We start from the raw sequence: 25,473 nt of genomic DNA, 5'->3' as shown, positions 1-25,473 counted from the left end.
GACAGCGAGCCATTGCCTGAAAGGTCAATCGATAGGTCGAGGCGCCGGGGCGTTGGTTACAGCTTCGGGGTCCAGGTCAGCCCGAGCATCCAGGTCTGTCCCGCTTCGCGGTAGTCCTGATTATTGGAAAAGTCCGAAGCGTTATAGCTGTAGCGGGCGCGGGCGTATTGGCGGTCCAGCAGGTTGTCGACCTTTAGTGAAATACGGATTTCACGGCTCACCGCCCAACTGCTGCGCAACCCCAGCAGTGCGTATCCACCCAGGCGGTTGCGGTTTTTTTCGTCGTCGTAGCTGCTGCTGATGACCTGCCAACTGGCCCCCAGTCCCAACTTGTCAAATTGTCGATCCAGATCCAGGTTCAACGTGCGGCGTGCACGACGGGCCAGGGTGTGGCCCGTGTCACGGTCGCGCGGGTTGATGAAGGCGGCGCCCAGGTTACTCTGCCAACCAAACAGCTCCTGCTTGAGCGCCGCTTCAAACCCATCGACACGCGCCGACGCCACGTTTTGCGGCTTGCTGGTGCTGTCGAGGATGATCGCGTTGCTTAACTGGGTGCGATACAGCGAGGCTTCCAGGCGCGTGCTGTCACTCAGTTGGCTGCGCCATTGCAGCTCGTAGCTCTTTGACGTTTCGGGCTGCAAGTTGGGGTTGCTGTACTTCGTGTCAGGGTAATAAAGGTCGTTGAAGGTCGGCGCGCGAAAGCCTTCGCTGTAGCTCAGCAGCACGTCATTGTCGGGGTTGATCGGCACGGTGAGGGTGCCGCTCCAGCTGTTCTGGCCACCGAACTGCTGGTTCTGGTCGCGGCGCAGGCCCAGTTCGGTGGAGAACCACTCGCCGTGGAAGCGATGCTGCACAAAGGCGGCCCGGTTCCAGCGGCTGTTTTCGGTGAAGGTGGTTGAACCGTGGAAACGGTCTTCGTACCAGTCGCCGCCGAGGATCAAGCTGTTCTGGTCATTCAGCGTCAGGTCGTTTTGCCAGTTGACCGAGTCGCGAAAGGTATTGAACACGCTGAAATCATCGCTGAGCGTATCGCGCTTGGTATCGAGGTTCTCGCTGTGGCCCAGTTCCAGGCGCGACTGCCAGTGCGCATTGAGCTTGGCGTCGACATAACCGCTGGCGCTGCTCACGGTGTAATCGGTGTAGGGTTTCTGCCCGACAGTTTGCCCGGAAGCCGCGTCGTAACGGCCGAAGCTGTTGTCGTACTCTGACTTGCCGCGGTTATCCAACAGATTGAAACCAACCTCCAGTTCGTCGCTGAAAGCATGGCTGAGGTTGAGGCTGATGGATTGGTTGCGATAGGCATCATGGTCGCCGTCGCTGGGAAACGACGCGCGCGTTGAGTTGATACCCGCCGTGTCATCCAGGCTCGCGCCCAGGTTGAAACGCGTGTGTTCATCACCGCCGGAAAGACCGACGCTGCGCTCCCAGGTCTGGTGGCTGCCAAACCCCAGTTTCAAGCGTGGCTGCAGGCCTTGCTCGGCATTACGCCGAGTGAATATCTGGATCACGCCGCCGATCGCATCACTGCCGTAGATCACCGAGCGCGAGCCGCGCAGCACTTCCACGCGTTCAATCTGATCGACGTTCAGGTATTGCAGCCCGCTGTCGCCGGAGCTGGTGTTGGCGATGCGTTGGCCGTCGACCAGCACCAGGCTTTGCGCGGATTTGGTGCCACGAATATAGATGCCCGGCAAACTGCCGCGGCCACCGGTGGGCGCCACTTGTACGCCGGGCACGCGGCTGAGCAGGTCGGTCACGCTGGTGGGTTGCAGGCGGTCGATGTCATCACGGGTGAACACGGTGTTGGCGGCGCTGCTGTCGTTGCGCGCCTGGACCTGGCGGTTGGCGCTGATCACCACGTCGGGGAGTTTCAGTGCGTCGTCGCGCTCGAAGCTGTCGGCCAGCAGGTCAGGGGCGGGCAGCAGCAGCAAGGGCAGGGCAAAGCGAAGGCGGTTCATGGGCTGTCCATAGCATTTATCAGCAATACAAAACCAATGTGGGAGCTGGCTTGCCTGCGATGCAGGCACCTCGGTTTGTCAGTAAGACCGAGGTGATGCTATCTCAGGCAAGCCAGCTCCCACATTTTTTGAGCCGGTTTCTACAGGCCTAGCAGTGCCATGCGCGCGCGCACCGACGCTTCAATGCCAGCCTCGTCCAGCCCACATTCCGCCAGCATCTGCGCCGGCTTGGCGTGTTCGACGTACACATCCGGCAAGCCCAGGTGCAGCACCGACTTGAGGATGTTCTCCCGCGCCAGGAATTCACTGACTGCCGCACCCGCGCCGCCCATGATGGCGTTTTCTTCGACGGTCACCAGCAGCTCATGGCTAGCGGCGATGTCGCGTACCAGGGCGTCGTCCAACGGTTTGACGAAACGCATGTCGACCACGGTGGCGTCGAGCTTCTCAGCGACTTTCAGCGCTTCGGCCAATTGCACGCCGAACACCAGAAACGCCGTCTTACTGCCCTGGCGCCGCACGATCCCTTTACCGATCTCGATCGGCGCCAGGTCTTTCTCGATCACTGCATTCGGGCCATTGCCGCGCGGGTAACGCACGGCGGCCGGGCCGTTGTACAGGTGGCCGGTGCTGAGCATTTTGCGCAGTTCGTTCTCATCACTCGGCGTCATCACCAGCATGCCGGGAATACAGCGCAAGTAGGACAAATCGAAACTGCCGGCGTGGGTCGGGCCGTCTTCGCCGACCAGGCCGGCGCGGTCGATGGCAAACAGCACATCGAGGTTCTGCACCGCCACGTCGTGAACCAGTTGGTCATAACCGCGCTGCAGGAAGGTGGAGTAGATCGCGACCACCGGCTTGGCGCCTTCACAGGCCATGCCGGCGGCGAACGTCACGGCGTGCTGCTCGGCAATCGCCACGTCGAAATAGCGCAGCGGGAAACGCTCGCTGAACGCCACCAGGTCGGAGCCTTCCTTCATCGCCGGAGTAATGCCCACCAGGCGCGAGTCGGCGGCGGCCATGTCGCACAGCCATTCGCCAAACACACCGGAGTACTTCGGCCCGCTGGCCTTTTTCGGCGCGGCGGCGGGGGCGTTGAGCGGTTCGAGTTTGGTGATCGCGTGGTAGCCGATCGGGTCAACTTCGGCCGGGGCGAAGCCTTTGCCTTTCTTGGTGACGATGTGCAGGAACTGCGGGCCCTTGAGGTCACGCATGTTGCGCAACGTGGCGATCAGGGTTGGCAGGTCATGGCCATCGATGGGGCCGATATAGTTCCAGCCCAGCTCTTCGAACAGGGTGCCGGGCACCAGCATGCCCTTGGCGTATTCTTCGGTGCGGCGGGCAATTTCCCACGCGCCGGGCAGACGCGAGAGCACCTTTTTGCTGCCTTCGCGCATGCTGGCATAGGTGCGGCTGGAAAGAATTTTTGCCAGGTAATTCGACAGGCCACCGACATTGCGCGAAATCGACATGTCGTTGTCGTTGAGGATCACCAACATGTTGGCGTTCACTTCCGGCGCATGGTTCAGGGCTTCGAACGCCATGCCGGCGGTCAACGCGCCATCACCGATCACCGCGATTGCCTTGCGATCGCTGCCTTGCAGGCGGGCGGCAATGGCCATGCCCAGCGCTGCGCTGATGGAGGTGCTGGAGTGGCCGACGCCAAAGGTGTCGTACTCGCTCTCGGCGCGACGCGGGAAGGCGGCCAGGCCGTCCTTCTGGCGCAGGGTGCCCATGCGCTCGCGACGGCCGGTAAGGATTTTATGCGGATACGCCTGGTGGCCCACGTCCCACACCAGCCGGTCGTCCGGGGTGTCGAACACGTAATGCAGGGCGATGGTCAGCTCGATGACGCCCAGGCCGGCACCAAAATGCCCACCGGTCTGACCGACCGTGTAGAGCAATTCCAGGCGCAACTCATCGGCCAGGGTTTCCAGCTCGGCTTCACCCAGTCGACGCAGGCCGTCCGGCGTGGCAGCACGGTCGAGCAGTGGCGTGGACGGGCGTTTGCGGGGAATCTCTTGAAACGTCGTGGGCATCAGGCGAATCGTTATAGGTATAGAAGAGGCGGCAGTTTACCTCAAGCGGTGCAAACTGCCCACGCAGAGCGCCGAACTTGGCCGATATGCGGCTGCAATGGCCGCCATTCTCAGTGGCGGCGTTCGACGATATACCGCGCCAGGTCGCGCAGAGGCTCGGCCGCCGCGTCGAAAAGTCGCAGGGCATCCAGGGCTTGGTCGCGCAGTTCCAGGGCATATGCCTTGGCTGCGTCAAGGCCAAGCAGGGCTGGATAGGTCGGTTTGTCGCGTGCGGCATCCGCGCCTTGGCGTTTGCCCAGGGTCGCGGTGTCACTTTCGACGTCGAGAATGTCGTCCTGCACCTGAAACGCCAGGCCGACAGCCCGGGAATAGGTCTGCAGGGCGGCCAATTGCGCAGCGTCGGCACGGCCACTGGCCAACGCACCCAAGTGCACGGCGGCTTCGATCAGCGCGCCGGTCTTGTGGCGATGCATATGTTCCAGGGCCTGTTGATCCAGCTTGAGGCTGACCGAACCCATGTCGATCGCTTGCCCGCCGACCATACCGGCCGGGCCTGCGGCCAGGGCGAGGGCGGTGACCATGCGCAGGCTGTTTTCTGCGTTCACGCTATTTAAGCGCGGGTCCAGCAGGGCGCTGAACGCCAGGCTCTGCAGGCCATCGCCGGCCAAAATGGCATAGGCTTCATCAAAGGCTTTGTGGGTGGTCGGCTGGCCGCGACGCAAATCGTCGTCGTCCATCGCCGGCAAATCGTCATGCACCAGGGAATAGGCGTGAATCAGCTCCACCGCACACGCCGCGCCATTGGCCTGCTCGGCCGGCGCGCCCAGCGCTTCACACGCCGCATACGCCAGCAACGGGCGCACACGCTTGCCGCCATTCATCACGCTGTAGCGCATGGCATCGTAGAGACGCTTCATTTCCGGGCTTGGCGCAACAAACAAGGGCTCGAGCGCCGCGTTGACCCGGGCTTGGCTACTGGCCTGATACGCGTCGATCATTCCGGCTGTTCCGCATCGAAAGGTTCTTCGGCCAACTCCCCGTCACGTTCCAGCAGAACCTGGACCTTCTGCTCCGCCTGCGCCAACGCGCTCTGGCAGTCGCGCGTCAGGCCGATGCCTTGCTCGAACGCCGTCAACGAGTCTTCCAGCGACAACTCGCCGTTCTCCAGACGCTCGACCAGTGTTTGCAGGTCAGCGAGGGATTGTTCGAAATCGAGTGCAACTTTTTTGCGGGCCATGGCGGCTATTCCGGTAGACGGTAAACCGGCGCGACACTAGCAGACATGGGGATTGTGGGCAAATGAGCGGGTGGCTTCAGTCGCTTCAGCCATTGATTTGATAGCGCGTACTACGGCCTCCGCCAGGCAAACGGACCAGGCAGTTTTTTTCCAACAGATCAGTAAGATGCCGGGTTGCGGTGGCCTTGGACACCTTCGCCACTGCCTGGTACTGCGCGGCGTTAATGCCGTGTTCGAAGCCTTTTTCACCGCCGTCGAGCAGGCGGTTGAGTACCTTGATCTGTTCGGCAGATAACGAGAGGTCGCGGTGCTGCTGCCAAAACCGGGTCTTGGCCAGAACTCGGTCAATTCGCGCCATCGCCTGCTCCAGGCTGCGCAGCAAGGTTTTCAGGAACCATTCCAGCCAGTCGGTGATATCCAGTGTGGCCTTCTGGCTGGATTCCAATGCGTTGTAGTAACCGGCGCGATCCTCAAGAATGCTGGCTGACATGGCATAAAAACGGATGGCCTGATGCTCGCCTTGTGCCAATGCCAAGTCAGTGATTGCGCGGGTCAGGCGACCATTGCCGTCATCGAACGGATGCAGCGTGACAAACCAGAAGTGCGCGACGCCTGCGCGAACCAACGGGTCCAGCTCTGGCTGGTTGCGGCTGGTTTCGAACCATTCGAGGAAGTCATCCAGCGCTTGCTCCAGTCCCCGGCGCGGTGGCGCCTCGAAATGGACCGTCGGTCGATCCAGTCGCCCCGAGACCACCTGCATGGGCTCATCTCCCCTCAGAGCGCCGACATTGAGCGCGCGCGCGGCAAAGCCCGCTTCCGGGGTCGGGAACAACCAGTGATGCCAGTTCAATAAGCGCGCAAGGGTGAACGGCTGTGCGAATTGTTTGGTGGCGTCCATCATCAATTCGGCGAGGCCTTCACTGCGGCGGCTCACCTGGCCATCTTGCAGTGCCTCCAGGCCCAAGCGGAGCGCCAAAGAGGATCGCACGGAGCCGACATTCAGCTGCTCGCCTTCGATTGCCGAAGACGTCAGGATGTTTTGCAGCAAAGCATCCAGCTCATTCTGCGCACTGACCGCCTGACTAACGGCGCCGAGCATGCCTAGCAGCTTGCCTTGGGCTTGCGTGCACTCGCGCAGCAAGACAGCCAGGCGTCCGGGCTGCCAATGGAAGTGAGGCCAGTCAGTGTGTTGCCAGATCCAGGAAGGAGAATCCATGAAGGCGTGCCTAGGTGCGTGAGCCGAATAAATGGGCTATTCGGCTCATTCAGTGAGCCGATTGTGCATTCTATTCGGCTCATCGTGCTGTTTTCAAACTATTCGAGAGAGTCATTAGCCGCTTGCTCCAAGCCTCGGCGTGGATATGCTTCAAAATCTAGAGCTTTGCGCTGGACGCCTTTTTGTGAATACAAAAAGGCGATGGGGGCTGATCTCACTGTCAGGCTCAGCGAAAACTAGCGTCAATTCTTTGAACTTTTAATTTAATAAAGTGCTCGTTACATTCGGGGTGTTCGTAGTGGATATCTTCATCGCTCAGCGAAGTGAAGGTAAGAAAAATCTCATTGAGTAGCTCTCCGTAGAGGAAGTAGCAATAACCATAATTCGCCTTTTCAACCAGTATTTTCCTCGGTTCAACCCGTTCAATCTCGTAGTCGTCGGAAAGGTTTAGGGTGAGTTCTATGTCGTAGGTTTCTCCAACTTCGATAGTGTAGGGGCAGTAGCTGACAAAACAGTTTATAGCTGTTCCCTCAATGAGAAATATCACATCATCATTTGCATGCTTATTGAGTGCTATCACTTTTCCTTTTTTATAGTGGTTTGTTATAGGGTCTGATGACTTTTTCAGTAGAGTAATCATTTGTCGTCCTTCAGAAGTCTTTTTGGCATACGGAGGGGGATACGGTCGGTTTTATTTCTCGCCGGTTCTCATATGAACCCTGCGTTGGAGGACCGCGCGATAGTAGTGGTGATGTTTGCCTGGGCGATCAGCGATTCGGTGCTGGAGAGGTGTTTAAAAAACTGGGCGGGTGGAGGTTGGTGCGGTTGGATACGTATTTTCATTTGCCGTTTTGTTCGGTGTCGGGGTTGTTGATGGCCGCGTGAGGGAAAGTTGTTTTTCAGGGATAAGCCCAACTAACGCAATCATGCTCGTCCATGTAGATCAGAAATCCAAAGCTCATGTCCGTCATCCAGAATGGGTATCCAGTGGTATCAGATAAAATACGCTCAAGTTGTTGGGGAGAGGCGATTTCCCATGCTCTATAGGACGTGTCGAACACAACGAAAATCAACTGATCACTTTGAATGTGCTTTGATACCTCTTGCCAGAAATCAGGGTTGTACTCCGTGCGGTTAACCCGTAACTGAGTTGGATCAAGATGGTTGGCACTCTCGCAGAAAAACGCGTTGCCAAGAGATGCGATTAATATATCTAAGTCTTTGGGGGCAAGTTTTCTACTCTGAATACCTAAGTTTTCTAAGCTTTCGTCGATCTCTGCTTCTAGGTAACTCATTGTGCAATACCAATCCTGGAGCGGTTGACGGGGGTTAGGTTCAGCAAGATATGGGCTCTTTTGGCACCTCCGTTACCGCGCTTTCCGGCAGTCTGGTAGCCAATATGAGGTGAGCGTGGGCCGTTGGTACTCGGGACCAGCAAAGGGTTATCTATATGTTGTCGACGCTTTTGCTGATGCGCCGACCAAATGGGTCATAGCGGTAGCTGGCTGTTTGCCCGTTGGGTTGGGTGATGCTAATTAGCCGGTGCTGACAGTCGTAGCGATATTCGGTGACGAGTTGATTGGGGCGCCGGGTTCACTCATTTTTTGAGGGTGAACTTTGGTATCTGGTGAGTAGGTTTGTTGTGATGAGCAGGCTTATTGTGGCGAGCAGGCTTGCCCTGGGTTTGGCTTGGGAAACGCGTAGGGTTTATTGGGGCTGCTTCGCGGCCCAACGCGAGCAAGCTCGCTCGCCAACAACGTTACGGTTCATGCGTTTGCTTCTAAGTTGTAACGTATAAGGCACTCAAGCAATACTTTCATGAACTGTCTTTTATCAATGATTTCGTCATTGAAGTAAGTGTCGAAAAGGTAAAAAACAGCTTCGAATGTTTCCTCAGTGTTTAGAAAGTATTCTAGGGTCTGGATGTGTCGCTGTCTTTCCTCATGTTTATATCTGATAAATTCTGGTCTGGTCAGCTTGTCGAACAGGTCTTTAAGCTCTTTCGAGTTGTTAACATCTGTGAAAGCAATAAGCTCCTCTCTGTCAGGGTTTCTTGCATTTTCGATGCAATATGTAAAAAGCAGACCTTGGATTGTTGAAAGGCTTGGTTTGATTTTCATTCGAAATCCGTAAAGGCTGTTATGGGGTTTCCGTCTTCATTCAAAAAAACTCTGGCTTTTTTCTGTTTTCCATATTCGTAGCCGTCCCGTTTGTATCCTTCTCCGATTATCTTTCCCATGTTCATTGGTGCTGTCCTCTGCATGGCTGACCGAATCCAGCGCCCGCGCATACCAGGCGCTCATCTGCTGGCGATACTCCGCCAGGCTCTGATGGAAGCCATTGAGCTCATGTTCGATAAAGGCAATATGGGCAGCGTGGGTCATCCGTGACGTCTCGGCAAAAGGGCAAGGCGTCGGAGCATGCCGCAGGAAAAAGCGCCTGGATGAACGGCTGGAAAAATCAGAAAGGGACTGCGCAGAGAACGAAAAAGTCGGTGTCAACTCAAGGCTGACGGCTACCTCAACTAGCGAAAATGCTTATTGACGGGCACTGCCCTTGCGCGTCCTTGAGCTGCGCTTCAAACGCCATCAACTCCGCCTGCATCTGCTGCAACCTGGCAATCTGCCCGGCCAGTTCGCGCTTCTTGCTGGCGATAGCCTGGTCTGCACGCTCCCAAGGCAAAACATCGCCCTCGCGCCCGTGCAGAATTCCCTGCAACTCCTTGAGCTTGAACCCCAACTGCTGGGCGCACTTGATCAACGCCAGCAGCTCGACACTTTGCGCCGAATAGACCCGATAACGCCCCTCCCGCTTCGGCGCTGGCAACAGGCCTATCGCCTCATAGTGACGAATCGCCTTGATGGTCGTGCTCGACAGTTGCGCGGCTTTGCCGATGTACATGAAAACTCCCTTTTCCCATTAGTCCGCCAGCCTGAGTCAGCCACTTTGCCCGCTGCGCTGGCGTAGAGGCCAGCACCGGCCCGAACATCAACGTCTTGGTCGGCTTGATGCCGCAAAACGCCAGTGTGGTGCTGCGCACCTGATGAATGCCGGGCATGCGGTAGAACCAGCGGTAATACCACGGCGGCGTGTCCAGGGTCACCAACACGTGCGCGGTTCGGCCGAGCAGCAGCTTGTCAGGAAACGACTTGCCTTCGCGGTATTTAAAGGCAAAGCCGGGTAGGAAAATACGGTCGATAAAGCCTTTCAATAACGCCGGGATGCCACCCCACCAGATCGGGAAAACGAATGCCAGATGGGTGGCCCAGAGGATGTCGGACTGGGCGCTGAGCAAGTCAGGTTCCAATGGTTGGATCTGTGTGTAGCCGTGGTGAAGCACGGGGTCGAAAGTGAGGTCGCCCAAGGGTAGGACGCGTACCTGGTGGCCGGCGATTTTTGCACTGTGGATGTAGGCATCGGCCAAGGCTGAGCAGAAGCTGGTGCCGCGAGGGTGGCCGAGGATGACCAGGATGCGCTGGGGCATGGGGTGATGTCCTGAAAAGGAAGCTTTCAGGGTAGGGTGTGCCGTATAGGGGAGAGTCAAGCGCCGGACCATACCGCGCCTCAAGGCCGCTCAGTTAGGCGAGCGCAATACGCCACGCAGCGACGATCAACTGTGGGAGCGGGCTTGCCCGCGAAGACGTCGGCCCAGCAAACAATGATGTTGACTGAACCAGCGCTTTCGCGGGCAAGCCCGTTCCCACAGGGATTTACGCTTGACTGAACAGCATGGGCTTGGCTGATAAATGCCTACGCAACATCAAGCCGTGTGCTTGCTCCCCGTTTCCATGTCCGTGCTGCCCCAAGGCCGCCAGTCGTCGGTGTGCCGTTCACTGCCGTGCGGCCGGCTGGAGCTGGTGCCGCCTGCGAGGAATTTTTCCCATAGGTTTTTGCTGTCCGGGTCGCTGTCTTTGTGCAGGTAGGGCGCCAGTCGCGCCAGCGAGCTGCCTTTTTTGTCTTCGGTTTCCTGGAAGTGTTTCCACTCGTCCGACTGATACTCGAACATCGACTTGTCGTCCGGCGTGTCGCGGCCGCCGTACATGTAGGTGGCATAGCGCGCGTATTCGAGCTTGTCGCCCCAGTCGTCCTTGGTCACGCCGGCGTCGGCGAGGTCTTTGAAGAACTTGCCTTGGGAGTCGGTGAGTTTTTGCATTTTGGCATGCTCGACCGCCTCGGCAATCAGGGTGCCTGCGACCCCGAAGATCACACCCGCCACGGCGAAAACCGGACCCGCCACACGCGCGCCGATGGCGAGCCCGCGTATCACCGTCGCGGCAACATCACCGGCCAGTTTGCCTGCCAGGTGAGCACCTTTGGGGGCGAACATCGCGATGGTATTAGCGATCGCCATACCCGTACCGGAAGCACCCCCGCCCAACGTGAAGGCAGCGTCAGTTTTTTCCAGTGCGGTCTTGGCGTTTTTCAGTTTGCGCGCGCCGGAAACGATGTCCATCACGCCGCCGGTCAAGTCCAGGCCGGAGCCGCCCATAAACCGCAGGAACGAGCGCCCGGAGGCGATCGCAATTTCGGATTTTGAAGCCGGCGTACCTTTGCCGGGGAGGTCCTTGACGCCCATGTGTTCGCCCAGGGTTTTGGCGGCGCTGTCGTACTCCTTCACCTCATCGGCCGACAGATTGCCCACGTCGAGTTTCTTGAGAGTGTCGGAAGCTTCCTTGACACGGGTGCTGATGGATGCGGCCAGCGCGTCAGATTTTTCTGTGGTTTTCTTGCCCCAGATGTCCGGAAGATTCTCATCGATCAGCCCGAGCCATTCAGTGGCCTTGATTTTTGCCGGGCCTTTACCGTCTTTGTCCACGTCAGGTTCATAGGGTTTGGTGCCACCCAGGGTTTCCACAATGTTCGAACCGAACTTGAGGAAGTCGTTGGTGAAGCTCAAGCCGGCGACCAGGTCTTTCGCGGCGGCGATCTTCTGGTCGTCGGTCATGTTGCCGCCGCCATTGGCGAGCTGCAGCGCGCCGCTGACCAGGTTCATGGTGCCCGCCATGGCACTGAGCCCGCCGGTGGAGCTGGCGGTGTGCAGCACTGTCTTCAGGGAGCCAGCGGCCGCTTCGCGATTGGCGCCCAGGCCCTTCAATTGAGTGTCGACCACCTTGTCGATGGCTTTCGGGTCGCCGCTGGCAGCCGCGAGACGAATGGCCGCTGCGATCTGTTTGTTCTCTGCCGGTGTCAGCCCTTTGATATGGCCGTCGAGGATGTCGATCTCATCCTTCATCTTTTTGTACATGTCGTAGGCTTTGTCGCCCTTGTCCAGGCCACCCAGGGCGGCGTTGATACCGCCCTTGATCATCGTGAACGAGGCCTTCAGCCCACTTTCGGTATTTTCCGGCGAGACCTTGTCGGGGTTTTCCATGTAGGTGTTGAGCTGGTGCGTCATCATGTTCTGGTCGAACGTCTGTTTGCGCGCGGTGTAGCTGTCCGGTTCGAGAATGCGCAGCGACTCGAAATAGCGGTCTACATCCAACTCGGCCATTTCCGATTTCTTCGGATCACCCGAGTCATTCATCGCGATCACATATTCCTCGAAGTTCAAGTTGGCATCACGGGTGCCGTCTTTGAAGAGGGCCGGGAATACTTGTTCGCGCACTTCATTCAACCGATCTTGCGACAAACTTCCGACACTTTTCTGTAGTTCTGCGTCGTAGCGGTCCTTAATCCCTTCCTTGCCCATCAACGTGGAAATTTCTTTGGCGAGTTTGTCCTCGTCGACCATCTCTTTGACGTCTTTGCCGTTCAACTGCGTCGGCGTCTTATCCGTCTCACGGTAAGTGCCGCTGCCCAGGTTGATGCTCTCCGCGTAGCCGTACAGTTCGTAGCCGTTGTCCAGCGCGGCCTGGGCGTCCATCAGCTTGACGATCTTGGCTTCATCCGAGTCTTCGGCCAGCTTGCCGCTCTTGATGTCATCGCGGATGCCCTGCACAAAGTTCTCGGCCGTCTGGCCGCCCACGGTCTTGTCGTTGGGCAACTCCATGTCCATCAGGCCTTCGGCGCCGAAGGTCGGGATGTTGTATTTGTCGCGCAGGGCCTGCACGTCTTCGGGCTCATCAGGCGGCGCGGCCTTGTCGGTGTGCGTCGCGTCTTTGACGTGCATCAGGTCGCCTTTGAGGCTCGAATAGCCGTACTTGCCGAAATCCTGCAAGCGCCCGGCCTCGGTGCCATGGCGGGCTTCCTTGTCTTTGGTGAAACCGTCGATGCTGTCGTTGTCTTTATTCCTGGCATCGACGCCAGTGAGCAAATGGCCGTTTTCATCGATGCTCACCACATGTTCCAGCACCTGGGTGGCGCGGTACGCGGCGTCGGCGTCGTTCTCGAAATCGCCCACTTGCTTCTTGAGGTTGTCCTTCACGTTGCTCTGGTTGCCGAGGTTTTTCAGCAGCGGTGTGGCGTCGATAATCTCCTTGGCCGAGCGCGTGTCACCGTCGGGGCGCTTCTGCTGGTCGCCCAAATCCGACTTCACCACCTCGCCGCGCAGGCTGGAATAGCCATACTTGCCGAAATCCTGCAGCCGGCCCGCCTCAGTGCCATGCCGCGCCTCGCCATCTTTGGTGAAGCCGTCGATGCTGTTGTTGCCCACATCCTTGCCATCGGTCAGCTTGCCGTCTTCGTCGATGTATTCGACATGCTCCAGCACTTTGGAGGCGCGATAGGCGGCGTCCGCGTCTTTCTCAAAATCGCCGACCTGCTTTTTAAGGTTGTCCTTCACCCCGCTTTGATTACCGAGCTGGGCGAGCAGCGGCGTGTCATCAATAATTTGCTGGGCCGAGCGGGTATCACCTTCGGGGCGTTTCTGGCCTTTACCCAACTCGTCCTTGGGTGCAGACGCTTTTTCGACGGATTTTTCCCAGGCAGCGACGGAGCTTTTTTGAGTGACCGCTGCGTCCTTTGGGGTCGTTTCTACCTTCGCTACCATGGTACTTCTCCTGATCTAATTATTACGCCTGCCACTTTTAAAACGCGCAGGGCCGCACAACTTCCCAGGTAACTTACCCGAGGCGGTTTATTGAATAACGAGAGGGCGGCCTTAGTTGGTTGGCCGCTGGGCGTTGCTGCTGTGAAAGATGACGTCACGGAACTTAGCACGGACTATTAGCCCATTCGCAAAGCCTTCACAACAATTCACAACGTTGAGGTTATTTCGGAACATTTATGGAGTAGGGCGGGTATTGGCAAAAGAGCCTGACGTTCAACGCGGGCTTATCGTAGAGCGCGGCAAGCTGGGTGATGGTGCGCCGCCTCCGCCCAAGAACCGTTCATCAGATTTCAATGCCGGCAGAGGCATTCTTGAGCGGAGGGTGCTTTTTGACCGGCGCGACGAACCAGGAAAAATCTCACGCGTGAGCTATTGAGCATCGCCAACATTGCCTGTAGATTTTCTCACGCGTGAGTTTTTCACAACGAGGTCAGCACCATGAAAAGCAGCTCTCCATCGAGCCCGCCTGCAGGGCCCGATCCTGATTCAGCAAGCCGCAAGGGAGAGCGCTTGAAGTCGCCCGCGAAAAAACCATCGAGCTTTTACATGAAGCAGATGCGCGCGGGCCTGACGGCCGCCGGTTATGTGAAACACGAGACTTGGGTGCTTCCCGAAAACCGAAGCCTGCTCAAGCAAATGGAGAAACAGCTTCGCCAACCGATTCTGGCTGGCTCATTCATGTCGGAGAATTTCATGAGCGCAGGTACTAACTGGAATATCGATCGCCTCTTCACAGCGCTTCAGGCCTTGGATGAAGTGGTTTCCAACGACATTACGCTTTCTCTCGTTCAGGGCGCCGAGTCCAGCATCAAGCTGGAAATGAACGACTTCGGGGGCTTGCCGATTTACATCGCGGTGGTCGGCGAACAGATCATCGTGGACACCGTGCTGGTCGACGTCGAGTCCATCAATGACGTAACGGCATTCAATGACGCGGTGCTGCGCAGCCGCGAAATGTTCCCGCTTTCGTCGATCGGCATCGAGTCCATGCCTAACGGCCAAGTTGTTTACAACATGTTCGGTGCATTGAGCTCCGACTCCAGCCTGACCAACATCGTGACTGAGGTGAAAACCCTGGTCGACAACGTGCAGCGCGCCAGCGAAGCCTTCGAACGTTTCTTCAATTAAGTATTCGGGAGTATCCAATGACTCAGTCCATCTGGAGCAAATTGTTCACCGCGCTGCGTGGCGGTGCCAGCGAAGTCGGCGAATCGATCGTCGACCAACAAGCCCTGCGCATCCTCGACCAGGAAATTCGCGACGCCGACACGGCGCTGGCCAACGCCAAGCGTGAGCTGGTGAGCATCATGGCCAAGCACAAACTGGCGACTGATCGCGTCGGTGAGTACGACGCCAAGATCAAGGACCTGGAGTCCAAGGCCATGGCCGCTATCCAGGCCAATCGTGAAGACCTGGCCATGGAAGTGGCCGAAGCCATTTCGACCCTGACCAACGAACGTGACGTCGAGCAAAAGCAGGCCACCGAGTTCGGCGGTTACGCCGACGGCATGCGCAAGGACATCACCAAAGCCGAAAGCCGGATCAAAAGCCTGCGCCAGCAAGTGGACATGGCCAAGGCGCGCGAAAGCGTACAGAAGGCCCAGGTCAGTGCGTCCATCGCCAGTGGTGGCGCCAACGGCAAGCTGGAAACCGCCGTCGGTACCCTGAATCGCTTGCAGGCCAAACAGCAGCAACGTGCCGCTGAACTGCAAGCCCAGGATGAACTGGCTGAGGCATCCACGGGCACCGACCTGGAGCGCAAGCTGCGCGACGCCGGCATCACGCCGGACACAGGCAGCGCCAATGCGATTCTGGAACGCCTGAAGCAAAAGTCGGCTGAGTAAGCCGCGCCGAAGCAAGAAGGGCAGGCGCTGCCCTTCTTTTTTTACATCGAGGTCAGGATGGATGCCCTGAAGGGTTTCAAGACAATCGCAGGCGTGGCGCTGTTGATGGTCGCGCTGCAACTGGTCAATGTGGCGACCGGTTACAGCCTCATGGCATTCGGCCTGATCCCGAGAACGGTGCAGGGGCTGCTCGGCATCCTCACCTCACCGTTTTTGCACGCGTCGTTTGCTCATCTGAGCGCAAACCTGATCGCCTTTTTGGTCCTGGGCACCTTGGTCATTGTCGAAGGAAGCCATCGTTTCATTGCCGTCAGTGCGATCATTATTTTGCTGGGCGGTTCGCTGGTCTGGCTGTTCGGTTTCAGCGGCGTACATATCGGTGCCAGCGGCTGGGTATTCGGCCTATGGGCCTACCTTTTGTCTCGCGCCTGGTTCCACCGAAGCTGGAGCAACCTGATAACGGCCGGCGTTGTGGCGGTCTTGTATGGTGGCCTGGTCGTGGGTTTCCTGCCTCGTCAGGGGATCTCGTTCGAGGGGCACTTCTTTGGCGCGTTCGCCGGGTTTATTGCAGCCAAGGTACTTCTATCCTCGCCGCGCAGCAGGTTTAATGCCGGGTGAACGCGCTTGAGCCTCCACACGCCGAGGCGATCTTGTCATCCGCAATCAAATACCCAGGGAGTCAGGGGCCAAATGTCGATGTTTCTTTTGTTGCGCCTGCGCGCCGCCTCCCTCTTTCCCCGCTTCTGCATCGCCTCCGCTCGCCTCAAGGAAATCTCCAATGGGATGGTTTAAACAATTGATGGGGCTTGAGGCCCCGAAAGCGAATACAGCGTCGCAATGGACAGCCGGCAACACCCAGCCGGTCACCGGCCCACTGGGCCTGGCACCCGGCAAAGGCGTGATGTTCGACGCGAGCCTGAAATTGTTGCTCGATGAAAAAACCACGGTAGTGATCCCCGGCTCCCAGGAAATCTGGGCCAACGGCACCGTTGATCTCGGCCAGTCGACCTGGCTGTCGCGCTACTACATGAACGACGAAGATTACTGGCTGCAGGTGCACACCACCGGCGAGATCGCCGGGCAGGTCGAGTCGGTGATCCTGTTCAATTACCTCAGCGTCGTCACCATCAGCAGTGAAGCGGAACTGCGTCGGCTTGCGGGGCCACAAAGCCTGATCGGGCTGCCGACCTACACCCACAACGGCGTGGAGTACACACGTTTGTGGGGCAGCGAGGCTGGCCAGACAGAGTTGGTGGCAATGACCGAGCAGGTTGTAAACCCCGAGGACGCCTACAGCGTCGAGCACCGTTCGATGCTGTACGCCCGCGACACCGGCCTGACTGATCGTCGCGAGTTTCTGCTGTTTTCCGTCGAAGAAGACGCAGAGGGCACCGTCAGCCTGAGTACGTCGCTGGGCATTTCGCTGTACACAACCGACCTGACTACGCTTTAAAAAAGGAAAACCCCCATGCTGGAAGCTCTCTCTATCTCCCTGAACAAAGCCGCTGTGTTTGGCTTTGTCACCTACATCCTCGGTGCGGCTGTGCTGTTCGCACTGTTCCAGTTCATCTACACCCGCATCACGCCGCACAAGGAGTTCGAACTGATCCGTGCGGGTAACGTGTCGGCTGCGGTCGCCCTGGGCGGCGCTATCATCGGTTTCGCCATTCCGGCCAGCAACGTGATTGCCTACTCGATCAGCCTCCTCGACTTCGTCGTCTGGGCGGTGATCGCCGCCGTCGTCCAACTGTCGGCGTTTCTGCTGACCAGCCTGGTGCTCAAAGGCACGTCCGAGCGCATCAAGAATGGCGAACTCGCCGCCGGTATCTACGTGGCCGCCGTGTCCATCAGCGTCGGCATGTTGAATGCCGCGTGCATGACGCCTACCCAGAACTGATCGCGCACGGAGCTCCCGATGAAACGAAGCAAGTACGTCCAGTTGTCGCTGGCAGCGTCGGTCGCGATGGCGATATCCGGCTGCGGGCCGACCGAAAAAACCTACGATTTGCAAAAGAAGTACAACTTCCAGTCGGTTCAGCAATGCGCCGATGAAAAGCTGCCGGTGGACGTGTGCTCGGACGCCTACATGACCGCCATGGCCGAGCATCGGCGCATTGCCCCGGTGTACGACAGCCAGGCCGATTGCGATGCCGACTTTGTCGCCAACTGGTGTCAGCAGGACTCCAACGGCAAGTTCATCCCCAAACTGGGCGGTTTCGAACTGACTGCCGCCGGCCAGGTGACGCAATCCCAGGTCGATGCCGCCAACGCGCAAGTCGGCGGCGCCCAAGCGAACAGCGGCGGCTCAGGCTTCTCCACCAGCAGCCTGCTGACGGGCCTATTGATCGGCAACATGCTCAGCAACAATCGCAACAGCTACCGCTCCGAGCCGGTGTACCGCTACCGCGATGATCGCGGCGATTACGGCTCTTCGACGCTCAACCAGCGGGTCTCGAATGGGGCGACATTCGGCCGGTCCAACCAGGCCAGGTACGGCAGCAGCAATTACGCCAACACGCTGCGCTCCTCCAGCAAGCCGGTGTCCGTGGCGTCCTCTACCTCCCGTGGCGGCTTTGGCAGCAAAGCCAGCGCCCGCAGCGGCTGGGGCGGCGGCGGGTCGAGCAGTTAAGGAAACCGGGCCATGAAAAAGATCCACTGCGCAGAGCGTCATGACTGGAAACAGACCGCCGACAGCCTCGGCTTCCTGTTCCACACCATCGACGACGAACCCTACTGGGACGAGAGCGCGTACTACCAATTCACGCTCGAGCAAATCGAGCGCAACCTCGAAGACCCGACCACCGAGATCCATGACATGTGCATGGACCTGGTGGGCCGCGTGGTGCAGAGCGAAGAGTTGCTTGAGCGGCTGAGCATTCCCGCGCCGTTCTTCGACATGATCCGAACCTCATGGCTCGAAGGCCACCCGCACCTGTACGGGCGCATGGACTTTTCCTACAACGGCAGCGGGCCCGCCAAGCTGCTCGAACTCAACTACGACACACCGACCAGCCTCTATGAGGCGGCTGCGTTTCAATGGGGCTGGCTGGAACAATGCATCGAACGCGGCCTGCTGCCCAAGCACGCTGACCAGTTCAACAGCATCGACACCAAACTGCATCAGGCCTTCGCCCAATTGCAGGTCAACCAGCCGTTCTACTTTGCCTCGATGAAAGACTCAGTCGAAGACAAAGGCACCACCGACTACCTGCGCCTGGTCGCGGAAAAGGTCGGCATCGAATCACGCCACATCGACATCGAAGACATCGGCCTGACCAGTGATGGCCGTTTCGTCGACCTCGAAGATCGCTGGATCCCGCACCTGTTCAAACTGCACGCCTGGGAATTCATCTTCCACGAGCCCTTCGGCGCCGCGATTGCCCAGTGCGATACCCAGTTCTTCGAGCCCGCCTGGAAATCCATCCTCTCCAACAAAGGCATCCTGCCGCTGCTGTGGGAATTCAACAAAGGCCACCCCAACCTGCTCGCGTCCCACCTGGATACCGACCCCGGCAAAGCCGTGCCAAAGGGCTGGGTGCGCAAGCCGTTCTTCTCCCGCGAAGGCGCCAACATCGAACTGCACACCGCCGACGGCCTGATCGTAAAAGAAGACGGCCCCTACACGGATGCGCCGTTTATCCTCCAGGAGTTTGCGCCGCTGCCGCGCTTTGGTGACAGCTACACGCTGATCGGCTCCTGGGTGATCGGCGATCAAGCCGCCGGCATCGGCGTGCGCGAAGACAACAGTTTGATCACCAAGGACTCTAGCCGGTTTCTCCCGCACCTGATCCTCGACTGATCGCGCGGGCTTGCCCCAATACTCAAAGCAGCAAAGAACAAATGTGGGAGCGGGCTTGCCCGCGAAGACGGTGTCTCAGCCACCGAATATATCGACTGATTCACCGCCTTCGCGGGCAAGCCCGCTCCCACAGGTTTTTTGGGAAACCCTGTCAACCTCAGCCCTGACGCGCCGTCACCGCCGCATACCCATTCATCAAATTCCGATAGTTAGGAATCCGCTGAGACAACAAATTCCCCAACCCTTCCATGTCATTGCGCCAGTCGCCCTGCAACTCACACGCCACCGAAAACCAATTCATCAACTGCGCACCGGCCTGCGTCATCCGGCTCCACGCCGCCTGCTGCACCGTGGTATTAAACGTGCCCGACGCATCCGTCACCACAAACACCTCAAACCCTTCTGCCAGCGCCGACAACGTCGGGAACGCCACACACACATCCGTCACCACACCCGCAATGATGATCTGCTTGCGCCCGGTGGCCTTGACCGCCTTAACGAAATCCTCGTTATCCCACGCATTAATCTGACCCGGGCGAGCGATATATGGCGCCTGCGGGAACATCTCCTTCAGTTCCGGCACTAACGGGCCGTTAGGGCCCTGCTCGAAACTGGTGGTGAGGATGGTTGGCAGGTTGAAGAACTTAGCCAGGTCGGCCAGGGCCAGCACGTTGTTCTTGAACTCGTTGGGGGAGAAGTCCTGCACCAGCGAGATCAGACCGGTTTGGTGGTCGACCAGCAGGACTACGGCGTCGTCTTTGTTCAAGCGGCTGAGGGTTGGAGTGCTCATGGTTGAAATCCTTTTTTGTTTAGGTTGGTTTGGCGTTGCGTTCAACATGGGCACAGATTAATGGGTGGGGGGTGAGGGATAAATCGGGTGGGAGGGGTAAGACTGTCAACTCAGAGGTGACAGTGGTTGGAGGGCCAGCAGTACCGGTCCCTTTCATTTGCAGGACGTTTCCTAGAGAATCCCAGCGGCTTGCGCCAGCAAAATCCCGCGACTAGGCTGCGGACCGTCACTGCACATTCAGTGGTCGGGTTTAGTCGCCCGGATTCGATTGGTACACACTTTCTGATTGGAGTTGTGCCATGGAAAACGTTATTTCGGATGCGCCCTCATCGGCTGTGACTAAGCCATTTACTGTCAATGAAGAGCTGAGCTTCGAGGATGCCTGGGTGCGCGTGGCGGAGTTGCTGCAGTGTGCGGTGGCTACGTCGAATGCGATTGGTGAACCGCTAGGTGCGCCGCATCGGGCGGTGATGCATTTGGTGGAGATGGCGAAGATGGTGGCGGATCGGGCTGTGGAGTGTTTGCAGGCTAAGTGATACGACGTCGTCTGTTCAGTCTTCATCGTTCAGGCGACTCAATACTCAATGTCCTTCAGTACGGCTCAGGCGTACGTCTTAAAGTCGTTGCTGTCACGAATTAGTAGCTGCATCAGCTTGGGATGAATGAAGAGCTTTTCCTTGCCAACCTGAACCTCCTGTAGGACGCCAATCGAGACCAACTCTTTGAGGTAACGAGAGGCGGCCTGACGTTGAGCGATCTGCTTATCGACGACGTTGCTAATGCGGCAGTAAGGCTGCTCGAAAATCACATCCACCAATTCTCGGGTATAGGTTTTCGGCAGACGTTCACGAACAAACTGGCTGGTGTGCTCGGATAGGCTGCGAATGGCGGCAATTTTGGCACTGGTCCAGCGGGCGGTTTTTTCTACGGCGGTGAGCATATACAGCAGCCAGGGCTCCCAGGCTTGATCACGCGTAACATCAAGCAGTAGTCGGTAGTAATCGGCTCTATGCGCAATGATGAAATGGCTAAGGTAAAGAATCGGTAGATTCAGCAGACCTTCCTGAATCAGATACAGGGTATTGAGTACTCGCCCAGTACGGCCATTGCCGTCGGTGAACGGGTGAATGGCCTCGAATTGATAGTGCCCCACGGCCATTCGTACCAAAGGATCGAGGTCTGTCTCGTTATGTAAAAAACGTTCCCAGTTGGCTAGCAAGTCGCGTAAGCGATCTTCGCCCTCTGGTGGCGTGTAGATGATCTCGCCGGTGCGGTCATTGGCTAGCTGGACGCCTGGCACTCGGCGGATGTCCATGTTCACGCCCTTGAGCGTGCGACAGATTTCTACTGCCGTGCCGGTAGAGAGTGGGCGCTCAGCTAATGATTGGTAGCCGTTATGCAGAGCCTTGCGGTATCGCAAGGCTTCTTTGGTCGCGGGGTCAGCATGGTTGGCTCCATCCTGGGCATGCTGGAAGAGCAAGTCCGTGGTAGTGACGATACTTTCGATCTCGGAGCTGTCCTTGGCTTCCAGCAACGGGATTGTATTGATCAGCATCGTTTGGTTAGGGATCAGCTCGGCAGCTTGTTTCAATTCGGCCAAAGCTGCTCGGGCTTCAATGCAGCGCTTGAGTACTGCCCGGGTTTCCAGCTCAACTGTCGGTGGCAAGAGCGGAAGCTGGTTGTAGGGCTTATCGGCCTGCCAAGGGGAATGGGGTATAGCCATGGGGGGGGCACGCTCACTAGGTCGTCCATTTAAAGGCGAGGCCGTTTTTATATGTGCCCCTTTCATGTCGTCAGTGTAAGCATATGCACAGGACGTGTCGCCGTTTTTAGATTTTTGCGACATGTTTCATGCTTGTGTCGCTTTTAGAGACATGTGTATACGAACCAGCCTTCAGCATATTTGGGTTGCAGCAATGATAAAGAAAAAATACACTAAATATGTGTTTTAACTCATCTTTGTTGTTTTTATGAGGTTGGCGATGAAGCGATTGCAAGAATTGCGAAAGGGGATCGGGTTCACGCAGGCTGCCTTGGCTCAAGCGCTGGGCGTGTCTCAACAGGCAATCGCCCGCTGGGAGAAGGGTGATTCAGAACCGAACATAGCGATGTTAAGAGACCTCGCAACTGTCATGGGGACCAGTGTCGATGACTTGATTGAATTCGATAGGGGAGGGAGCCGGGTAGTTTCTCAACATTGGCAGCCTGCTGACGACCAAGTGGTTGATGGCTTCTGGGGGCATCTCGGAGTGCTTTTACCTGGACATACTGACTGTCATTGGTACCCGATTACAAAAGGGGAGCAGGCTAGAGTTAGTCGCAATTTAGACGGGGCTGTGGAGGCTTCGGCTTGGATGGTCATTGCGACCTTGAATAATCGAGTATTGCTGATCAACCCCGCATTAGTGCAGCGCATAAGGCTATTGGATGATGCAGCTGACCAACCAGGTGATGATGGCTGGAATCTGACGTGGGATGGTTACCAGGGCTTATCGCCGGAAATCTACCATGCGATTGATGATTATTTTTTTAACGAATCGGCTTTCACCGCTGATTATTCGGAGACCCTTCAGAAGCTCGCACTTGATCAAATCGAGGAGCACGAAATAGATGATGAGAAGGCTTACAGGTTGCTTGAGTGGACTTCTGTTTACCTGGAAAGTGGCTTAGAAGTGACTTTCTGTGGAGAAGAAGAGGAGTTGTATTCGTTGACGCTTGATGCGGATTGCCAGGCGCTTGAACGTGTTGTTTTGAGTGATCAGGACAGCGGCGAGCTGAATTTCTTCCCTGCTCATCGAGTCGCTCTCATCAGCATGCCTTTGACTCAATACCAAAAAGCTGCTCGAGCAGAAATGGACGAACTTGGATTTGAGGGCAATTGATTTTTACCTCATTGGGCTGCCCCCAGCATTGTAGACATCTTCACTCTATAGCTAACACGAAATTCTGCAGGCATTAAAAAGCCGGCTTGTGGCCGGCTTCTCGGGGACTGCCTCAGCTTGTTTTTGACAAACCTCACCAGCCTTCAAATCGCTCAGCCAACTTACCGTCTGACTGAATAGTAGGGGCATCCGCGGGAACTCCTCCGCATCGCCAGGCAGGATGGATAGCGCAAAGCCACCCCCTGCCAAATGTGCGGCGGATGATACCCACATTCACTTTAAATGCCTACCTCCGGGTCCGATTTAGAGCCTTCCCAGCCGAGCAGGTGTTCGTCCAGTGGGACCGGTCGGCGGTTGTTGAGGGTGGACCACCAGAACACCCAGCCCACGATCTGAAAATTCTGCTCAAAGCGTTGCTCGTGGGTGAGGTATTCGTCCGGGTGTTCGCTGGCGTTGTGGCTGCGCATTCGCAGGCCGCCGCCGGGGCGGTTGTAGAGGTATTTGATGCGCAGCATGCCGTCGTGTTCGACGGCGTAGATTTCGCCGTCGGTGATTTGGCTGCGGCCGCGGTCGATGGCGAGGGTGGCGCCTTGTTGGATGATGTCGATCATGCTGTTGTCGACCATGTAGGCGCCTATGGCACGGTCGGGGTTTACGTTGAGGGTTTCCAGAGTATGCAGGGAGACGCGGATGCGCTCGGTGGAGGTGAAGGTGGGGTGGAGGGCGATCTCCACGTCGATTTTTTCCGGGAGGCAGGCGGGGCCTGTGAGGTATTTGCCGCTTTCTTCGCGGGTGGGCAGTCCTTTGGTGGTGCCGGGGCCTTCCAGCAGGAAGTTGGCCGGTGGGTGTTTGAGGCCTTCGCCGGTGCGTAGCCAACGGCTGGAGACGCAGAGCAGTTCTGCGATCTCGTTGAGTCGGCCCATGGGCACGCCGCGTTTGAACCAGTTGTTCACGTGTTGAGGCGTGACGCCGCGGTTCTTGGCGAAGTCGGAGGCGGAAAGATGAACTTCCCGTAATAACGCTTTTAGTCGATCACCTGATGTATTCATAAACGCAGAGTTTACTGGCCGGAAAAAGACATCAAATAAACTATGCGTTGAATTGCGCGTGTAGGGATTTACTTAGTTGTAGGTCGATATGTCAGTGTCTTAACGCTGTTAAACATGGCGCATTAAATATTGCACTTGGAGTTTAATTTTTCCCACAAAAAAAGCCCCGAATAGTCGGGGCTTTTTTGATTGCCGGGGCAATGAGGAGCGGGTATCAGCCTTTGTAGGCAGCCACCGACTTCATGATCTCGGCGCGGGCGGCGTCTGCGTTGCCCCAACCGTCGATCTTCACCCATTTGCCTTTTTCGAGGTCTTTGTAGTTCTCGAAGAAGTGCTTGATCTGTTCCAGCAGCAGTGGCGGCAGGTCGGTGTATTCCTTCACGTCCACGTACAGCTGGGACAGCTTGTCGTGTGGCACTGCGATAACTTTGGCATCGCCGCCGCCGTCGTCGGTCATGTTCAGGATGCCGACTGGGCGCGCGCGGATGACCGAGCCTGGGGTAACCGGGTAAGGGGTTACGACCAGCACGTCGAGGGGGTCACCGTCGTCAGCCAGGGTGTTGGGGATGAAACCGTAGTTGGCCGGGTAGAACATTGGGGTGGCCATGAAACGGTCAACGAACAGGCAGTCGCTGTCTTTGTCGATTTCGTATTTGATCGGCGCGTGGTTGGCCGGAATTTCGATGGCGACGTAGATGTCGTTCGGCAGGTCTTTGCCAGCCGGAATCTTGCTGTAGCTCATTGGGCGATGCCCCCGTAGTTGGCCATGAAACATGGCCGGATTGGCCTAAAAGTGGCGGCGATTATAGGCATATTCTGACGCCGATGCCATTCGTCAGACGTCGTACGGCGCGTGGCGTTCCGTCTGATAGCGTGCGTCGCTGGCTTGCAGTTGGTGCAGGCGGGCCAGGGGATCCTGGCGATAGAAGCGGCTCAGTTGCGCGTACACCTGTGGATAAGTGCTGACCAGTAAATCCGGGGCGCTGAAAAAATATTCGCTGGTGACGGCAAAGAACTCCGCCGGGTTTTCGGCGGCGTAGGGGTCGATCTCGGTGTCGGCGTCCGGGTTGGCGTTCAACTGGCGATTGAGGTCATCAAAGGCGCTTTGCATCACGCTGGCCCATTCCTGCACGCGCATGTCGTGTTGCAGCGGCGGCAGGCCGTTGGCGTCGCCGTTGAGCATGTCGAGTTTGTGCGCCAGCTCGTGGATCACCAGGTTGTAGCCTTCCCACTGGCCGCTGGCCAACACGCCTGGCCAGGCGAGAATCACCGGGCCTTGCTGCCAGGCTTCGCCGCTGTGTTCGCCGTCCCACTCGTGCTCGACGCCGCTGGCATCGCGATGGCGTTGCGGGCTGACGAAGTCGTCGGGGTACAGCACGATTTCGTGGAAGCCCTGGTACCAGTCGAGGTCGCCCAGGTTCATCAACGGCAATTGCGCCTGGGCGGCGAGCAGCAGGCGCTGTTCCTGGTGCAGCTCGACGCCGGGCAGGGCGGTGAGGTGTTTTTCGGCGAGGAAGATCACGCAGGCTTCGCGCAGCCACTGGTCTTGCTCGGCGCTGATGCCGTCGAGAAAGCTCAGGTGGTGGCGCACCCGTTGCCAGGTGTCATCGGCAATCGGGTGCTTGGCCAGCAGGCGCCGGCGACGCCAGGCGCTGAGGGACCACATCGCAG

The 25,473-nt window shown here is 57.7% G+C and carries 27 protein-coding genes and 1 pseudogene; 9 read left to right on the top strand and 19 right to left on the bottom strand.

What is annotated here, in order from left to right; translation table 11 throughout:
* Positions 1–56: 56 nt before the first annotated feature.
* From FPT15_RS15595 to FPT15_RS15525, 14 genes and pseudogenes are all read right to left on the bottom strand, one after another.
* Positions 57–1,958 (bottom strand): TonB-dependent receptor domain-containing protein, encoded by a 1,902-nt coding sequence (locus tag FPT15_RS15595; RefSeq protein ID WP_145162600.1) that lies wholly within the window; start codon positions 1,956–1,958, stop codon positions 57–59.
* 140 nt (positions 1,959–2,098) lie between these two features.
* Positions 2,099–3,997, bottom strand: coding sequence for a 1-deoxy-D-xylulose-5-phosphate synthase (gene dxs, locus FPT15_RS15590; protein ID WP_145162597.1), 1,899 nt, complete (start codon positions 3,995–3,997; stop codon positions 2,099–2,101).
* 110 nt (positions 3,998–4,107) lie between these two features.
* Positions 4,108–4,995, bottom strand: coding sequence for a polyprenyl synthetase family protein (locus FPT15_RS15585; RefSeq protein WP_145162594.1), 888 nt, complete (start codon positions 4,993–4,995; stop codon positions 4,108–4,110).
* Positions 4,992–5,234, bottom strand: coding sequence for an exodeoxyribonuclease VII small subunit (locus FPT15_RS15580; RefSeq protein WP_003176346.1), 243 nt, complete (start codon positions 5,232–5,234; stop codon positions 4,992–4,994). The genes FPT15_RS15585 and FPT15_RS15580 overlap by 4 nt, the downstream gene beginning before the upstream one ends.
* An 85-nt stretch (positions 5,235–5,319) precedes the next feature.
* Positions 5,320–6,450, bottom strand: coding sequence for a Fic family protein (locus FPT15_RS15575; protein WP_145162591.1), 1,131 nt, complete (start codon positions 6,448–6,450; stop codon positions 5,320–5,322).
* Positions 6,451–6,676: 226 nt separating this feature from the next.
* A complete protein-coding gene (locus FPT15_RS15570) occupies positions 6,677–7,090 on the bottom strand; it encodes a hypothetical protein (protein WP_145162588.1) in 414 nt (137 codons plus the stop codon).
* 259 nt (positions 7,091–7,349) lie between these two features.
* On the bottom strand, positions 7,350–7,745 hold the full coding sequence (locus tag FPT15_RS15565) for a hypothetical protein (RefSeq protein WP_145162585.1): 396 nt from the start codon (positions 7,743–7,745) through the stop codon (positions 7,350–7,352).
* Positions 7,742–7,888: a polymorphic toxin type 47 domain-containing protein gene (locus FPT15_RS15560; protein ID WP_178119702.1), complete on the bottom strand. Its 147-nt coding sequence runs from the start codon at positions 7,886–7,888 to the stop codon at positions 7,742–7,744. Before FPT15_RS15560 ends, FPT15_RS15565 begins: the two co-directional genes overlap by 4 nt.
* 14 nt (positions 7,889–7,902) lie before the next feature.
* Positions 7,903–8,028, bottom strand: a pseudogene (locus FPT15_RS15555) (RHS repeat domain-containing protein); the annotation flags it as partial.
* Between the two features lie 188 nt (positions 8,029–8,216).
* Positions 8,217–8,570: a hypothetical protein gene (locus FPT15_RS15550; protein WP_145162582.1), complete on the bottom strand. Its 354-nt coding sequence runs from the start codon at positions 8,568–8,570 to the stop codon at positions 8,217–8,219.
* Between the two features lie 36 nt (positions 8,571–8,606).
* The gene (locus tag FPT15_RS15545) at positions 8,607–8,834 is read right to left on the bottom strand and encodes a hypothetical protein (protein ID WP_145162579.1); all 228 of its coding nucleotides are present in this window, start codon (positions 8,832–8,834) and stop codon (positions 8,607–8,609) included.
* 136 nt (positions 8,835–8,970) lie between these two features.
* Positions 8,971–9,351, bottom strand: coding sequence for a MerR family transcriptional regulator (locus FPT15_RS15540; protein ID WP_145162576.1), 381 nt, complete (start codon positions 9,349–9,351; stop codon positions 8,971–8,973).
* Complete coding sequence (locus FPT15_RS15535; protein ID WP_145162573.1) at positions 9,290–9,934, bottom strand: NAD(P)H-dependent oxidoreductase; 645 nt, start codon at positions 9,932–9,934, stop codon at positions 9,290–9,292. The genes FPT15_RS15540 and FPT15_RS15535 overlap by 62 nt, the downstream gene beginning before the upstream one ends.
* 276 nt (positions 9,935–10,210) lie before the next feature.
* Complete coding sequence (locus FPT15_RS15525) at positions 10,211–13,378, bottom strand: hypothetical protein (RefSeq protein WP_145162570.1); 3,168 nt, start codon at positions 13,376–13,378, stop codon at positions 10,211–10,213.
* A gap of 606 nt (positions 13,379–13,984) precedes the next feature.
* On the opposite strand from FPT15_RS15525, the gene FPT15_RS15520 reads away from it, so the two are divergent.
* From FPT15_RS15520 to FPT15_RS15490, 7 genes are all read left to right on the top strand, one after another.
* Positions 13,985–14,566, top strand: coding sequence for a YjfI family protein (locus FPT15_RS15520; RefSeq protein ID WP_145162716.1), 582 nt, complete (start codon positions 13,985–13,987; stop codon positions 14,564–14,566).
* Positions 14,567–14,583: 17 nt separating this feature from the next.
* The gene (locus FPT15_RS15515) at positions 14,584–15,282 is read left to right on the top strand and encodes a PspA/IM30 family protein (protein WP_145162567.1); all 699 of its coding nucleotides are present in this window, start codon (positions 14,584–14,586) and stop codon (positions 15,280–15,282) included.
* A 57-nt stretch (positions 15,283–15,339) separates the two neighbouring features.
* Positions 15,340–15,900, top strand: coding sequence for a rhomboid family intramembrane serine protease (locus FPT15_RS15510; RefSeq protein ID WP_145162563.1), 561 nt, complete (start codon positions 15,340–15,342; stop codon positions 15,898–15,900).
* A 160-nt stretch (positions 15,901–16,060) separates the two neighbouring features.
* Positions 16,061–16,735, top strand: a complete 675-nt coding sequence (locus FPT15_RS15505) for a DUF2491 family protein (RefSeq protein ID WP_145162560.1) — start codon at positions 16,061–16,063, stop codon at positions 16,733–16,735.
* 15 nt (positions 16,736–16,750) lie between these two features.
* Entirely contained in the window at positions 16,751–17,179 is a 429-nt protein-coding gene (locus FPT15_RS15500) for a DUF350 domain-containing protein (RefSeq protein ID WP_145162557.1), read from the top strand.
* 18 nt (positions 17,180–17,197) lie between these two features.
* Positions 17,198–17,911, top strand: a complete 714-nt coding sequence (locus FPT15_RS15495) for a DUF1190 domain-containing protein (RefSeq protein WP_145162554.1) — start codon at positions 17,198–17,200, stop codon at positions 17,909–17,911.
* Positions 17,912–17,923: 12 nt separating this feature from the next.
* Positions 17,924–19,081, top strand: coding sequence for a glutathionylspermidine synthase family protein (locus FPT15_RS15490; RefSeq protein ID WP_145162551.1), 1,158 nt, complete (start codon positions 17,924–17,926; stop codon positions 19,079–19,081).
* Positions 19,082–19,238: 157 nt separating this feature from the next.
* On the opposite strand, the gene ycaC is transcribed toward FPT15_RS15490, so the two are convergent.
* Positions 19,239–19,871 (bottom strand): isochorismate family cysteine hydrolase YcaC, encoded by a 633-nt coding sequence (gene ycaC / locus FPT15_RS15480; protein ID WP_053258211.1) that lies wholly within the window; start codon positions 19,869–19,871, stop codon positions 19,239–19,241.
* Positions 19,872–20,170: 299 nt separating this feature from the next.
* Here ycaC and FPT15_RS15475 point away from each other — a divergent pair, with 299 nt between their 5' ends.
* On the top strand, positions 20,171–20,407 hold the full coding sequence (locus FPT15_RS15475) for a hypothetical protein (RefSeq protein ID WP_145162548.1): 237 nt from the start codon (positions 20,171–20,173) through the stop codon (positions 20,405–20,407).
* A gap of 65 nt (positions 20,408–20,472) precedes the next feature.
* Here the strand turns inward: FPT15_RS15475 and fic are convergent, their stop codons facing one another.
* Positions 20,473–21,594 carry a protein adenylyltransferase Fic gene (gene fic / locus FPT15_RS15470; RefSeq protein WP_145162545.1) on the bottom strand — a complete coding sequence of 374 codons (1,122 nt, stop codon included), beginning with the start codon at positions 21,592–21,594 and terminating at the stop codon, positions 20,473–20,475.
* Positions 21,595–21,853: 259 nt separating this feature from the next.
* Between fic and FPT15_RS15465 the strand changes: the two genes are divergently transcribed.
* A complete protein-coding gene (locus tag FPT15_RS15465) occupies positions 21,854–22,753 on the top strand; it encodes a helix-turn-helix transcriptional regulator (protein WP_178119701.1) in 900 nt (299 codons plus the stop codon).
* Positions 22,754–23,031: 278 nt separating this feature from the next.
* Here FPT15_RS15465 and FPT15_RS15455 read toward each other — a convergent pair whose 3' ends face one another.
* The 3 genes from FPT15_RS15455 to FPT15_RS15445 all read right to left on the bottom strand — a co-directional run bounded on the left by FPT15_RS15455 (position 23,032) and on the right by FPT15_RS15445 (position 25,468).
* Positions 23,032–23,802 carry a S24 family peptidase gene (locus tag FPT15_RS15455; protein ID WP_145162536.1) on the bottom strand — a complete coding sequence of 257 codons (771 nt, stop codon included), beginning with the start codon at positions 23,800–23,802 and terminating at the stop codon, positions 23,032–23,034.
* 214 nt (positions 23,803–24,016) lie between these two features.
* Positions 24,017–24,544: an inorganic diphosphatase gene (ppa, locus tag FPT15_RS15450; protein ID WP_003176323.1), complete on the bottom strand. Its 528-nt coding sequence runs from the start codon at positions 24,542–24,544 to the stop codon at positions 24,017–24,019.
* A 93-nt stretch (positions 24,545–24,637) separates the two neighbouring features.
* The gene (locus FPT15_RS15445; protein ID WP_145162533.1) at positions 24,638–25,468 is read right to left on the bottom strand and encodes a zinc-dependent peptidase; all 831 of its coding nucleotides are present in this window, start codon (positions 25,466–25,468) and stop codon (positions 24,638–24,640) included.
* Between the last annotated feature and the right edge of the window lie 5 nt (positions 25,469–25,473).

This window comes from Pseudomonas sp. RGB, assembly GCF_007713445.1.
Taxonomy (GTDB): domain Bacteria; phylum Pseudomonadota; class Gammaproteobacteria; order Pseudomonadales; family Pseudomonadaceae; genus Aquipseudomonas.
Note: the sequence above shows the minus strand (reverse complement) of the source record. Positions and strands in the feature narration are given on the sequence as shown.

What these genes read in the sequence shown, in the direction of transcription:
- FPT15_RS15520 (WP_145162716.1), top strand. Translation starts at nt 13,985, where the DNA reads ATGAAGCAGATGCGCGCGGGCCTGACGGCCGCCGGTTATGTGAAACAC.
- FPT15_RS15545 (WP_145162579.1), bottom strand. Translation starts at nt 8,834, where the DNA reads ATGACCCACGCTGCCCATATTGCCTTTATCGAACATGAGCTCAATGGC.
- FPT15_RS15585 (WP_145162594.1), bottom strand. Translation starts at nt 4,995, where the DNA reads ATGATCGACGCGTATCAGGCCAGTAGCCAAGCCCGGGTCAACGCGGCG.
- FPT15_RS15465 (WP_178119701.1), top strand. Translation starts at nt 21,854, where the DNA reads ATGAAGCGATTGCAAGAATTGCGAAAGGGGATCGGGTTCACGCAGGCT.
- FPT15_RS15565 (WP_145162585.1), bottom strand. Translation starts at nt 7,745, where the DNA reads ATGAGTTACCTAGAAGCAGAGATCGACGAAAGCTTAGAAAACTTAGGT.
- FPT15_RS15580 (WP_003176346.1), bottom strand. Translation starts at nt 5,234, where the DNA reads ATGGCCCGCAAAAAAGTTGCACTCGATTTCGAACAATCCCTCGCTGAC.
- FPT15_RS15510 (WP_145162563.1), top strand. Translation starts at nt 15,340, where the DNA reads ATGGATGCCCTGAAGGGTTTCAAGACAATCGCAGGCGTGGCGCTGTTG.
- FPT15_RS15495 (WP_145162554.1), top strand. Translation starts at nt 17,198, where the DNA reads ATGAAACGAAGCAAGTACGTCCAGTTGTCGCTGGCAGCGTCGGTCGCG.
- FPT15_RS15515 (WP_145162567.1), top strand. Translation starts at nt 14,584, where the DNA reads ATGACTCAGTCCATCTGGAGCAAATTGTTCACCGCGCTGCGTGGCGGT.
- FPT15_RS15550 (WP_145162582.1), bottom strand. Translation starts at nt 8,570, where the DNA reads ATGAAAATCAAACCAAGCCTTTCAACAATCCAAGGTCTGCTTTTTACA.
- FPT15_RS15595 (WP_145162600.1), bottom strand. Translation starts at nt 1,958, where the DNA reads ATGAACCGCCTTCGCTTTGCCCTGCCCTTGCTGCTGCTGCCCGCCCCT.
- FPT15_RS15475 (WP_145162548.1), top strand. Translation starts at nt 20,171, where the DNA reads ATGGAAAACGTTATTTCGGATGCGCCCTCATCGGCTGTGACTAAGCCA.
- FPT15_RS15505 (WP_145162560.1), top strand. Translation starts at nt 16,061, where the DNA reads ATGGGATGGTTTAAACAATTGATGGGGCTTGAGGCCCCGAAAGCGAAT.
- ycaC (WP_053258211.1), bottom strand. Translation starts at nt 19,871, where the DNA reads ATGAGCACTCCAACCCTCAGCCGCTTGAACAAAGACGACGCCGTAGTC.
- FPT15_RS15500 (WP_145162557.1), top strand. Translation starts at nt 16,751, where the DNA reads ATGCTGGAAGCTCTCTCTATCTCCCTGAACAAAGCCGCTGTGTTTGGC.
- FPT15_RS15570 (WP_145162588.1), bottom strand. Translation starts at nt 7,090, where the DNA reads ATGATTACTCTACTGAAAAAGTCATCAGACCCTATAACAAACCACTAT.
- FPT15_RS15540 (WP_145162576.1), bottom strand. Translation starts at nt 9,351, where the DNA reads ATGTACATCGGCAAAGCCGCGCAACTGTCGAGCACGACCATCAAGGCG.
- dxs (WP_145162597.1), bottom strand. Translation starts at nt 3,997, where the DNA reads ATGCCCACGACGTTTCAAGAGATTCCCCGCAAACGCCCGTCCACGCCA.
- FPT15_RS15575 (WP_145162591.1), bottom strand. Translation starts at nt 6,450, where the DNA reads ATGGATTCTCCTTCCTGGATCTGGCAACACACTGACTGGCCTCACTTC.
- FPT15_RS15525 (WP_145162570.1), bottom strand. Translation starts at nt 13,378, where the DNA reads ATGGTAGCGAAGGTAGAAACGACCCCAAAGGACGCAGCGGTCACTCAA.
- FPT15_RS15535 (WP_145162573.1), bottom strand. Translation starts at nt 9,934, where the DNA reads ATGCCCCAGCGCATCCTGGTCATCCTCGGCCACCCTCGCGGCACCAGC.
- fic (WP_145162545.1), bottom strand. Translation starts at nt 21,594, where the DNA reads ATGGCTATACCCCATTCCCCTTGGCAGGCCGATAAGCCCTACAACCAG.
- FPT15_RS15445 (WP_145162533.1), bottom strand. Translation starts at nt 25,468, where the DNA reads ATGTGGTCCCTCAGCGCCTGGCGTCGCCGGCGCCTGCTGGCCAAGCAC.
- FPT15_RS15490 (WP_145162551.1), top strand. Translation starts at nt 17,924, where the DNA reads ATGAAAAAGATCCACTGCGCAGAGCGTCATGACTGGAAACAGACCGCC.
- ppa (WP_003176323.1), bottom strand. Translation starts at nt 24,544, where the DNA reads ATGAGCTACAGCAAGATTCCGGCTGGCAAAGACCTGCCGAACGACATC.
- FPT15_RS15455 (WP_145162536.1), bottom strand. Translation starts at nt 23,802, where the DNA reads ATGAATACATCAGGTGATCGACTAAAAGCGTTATTACGGGAAGTTCAT.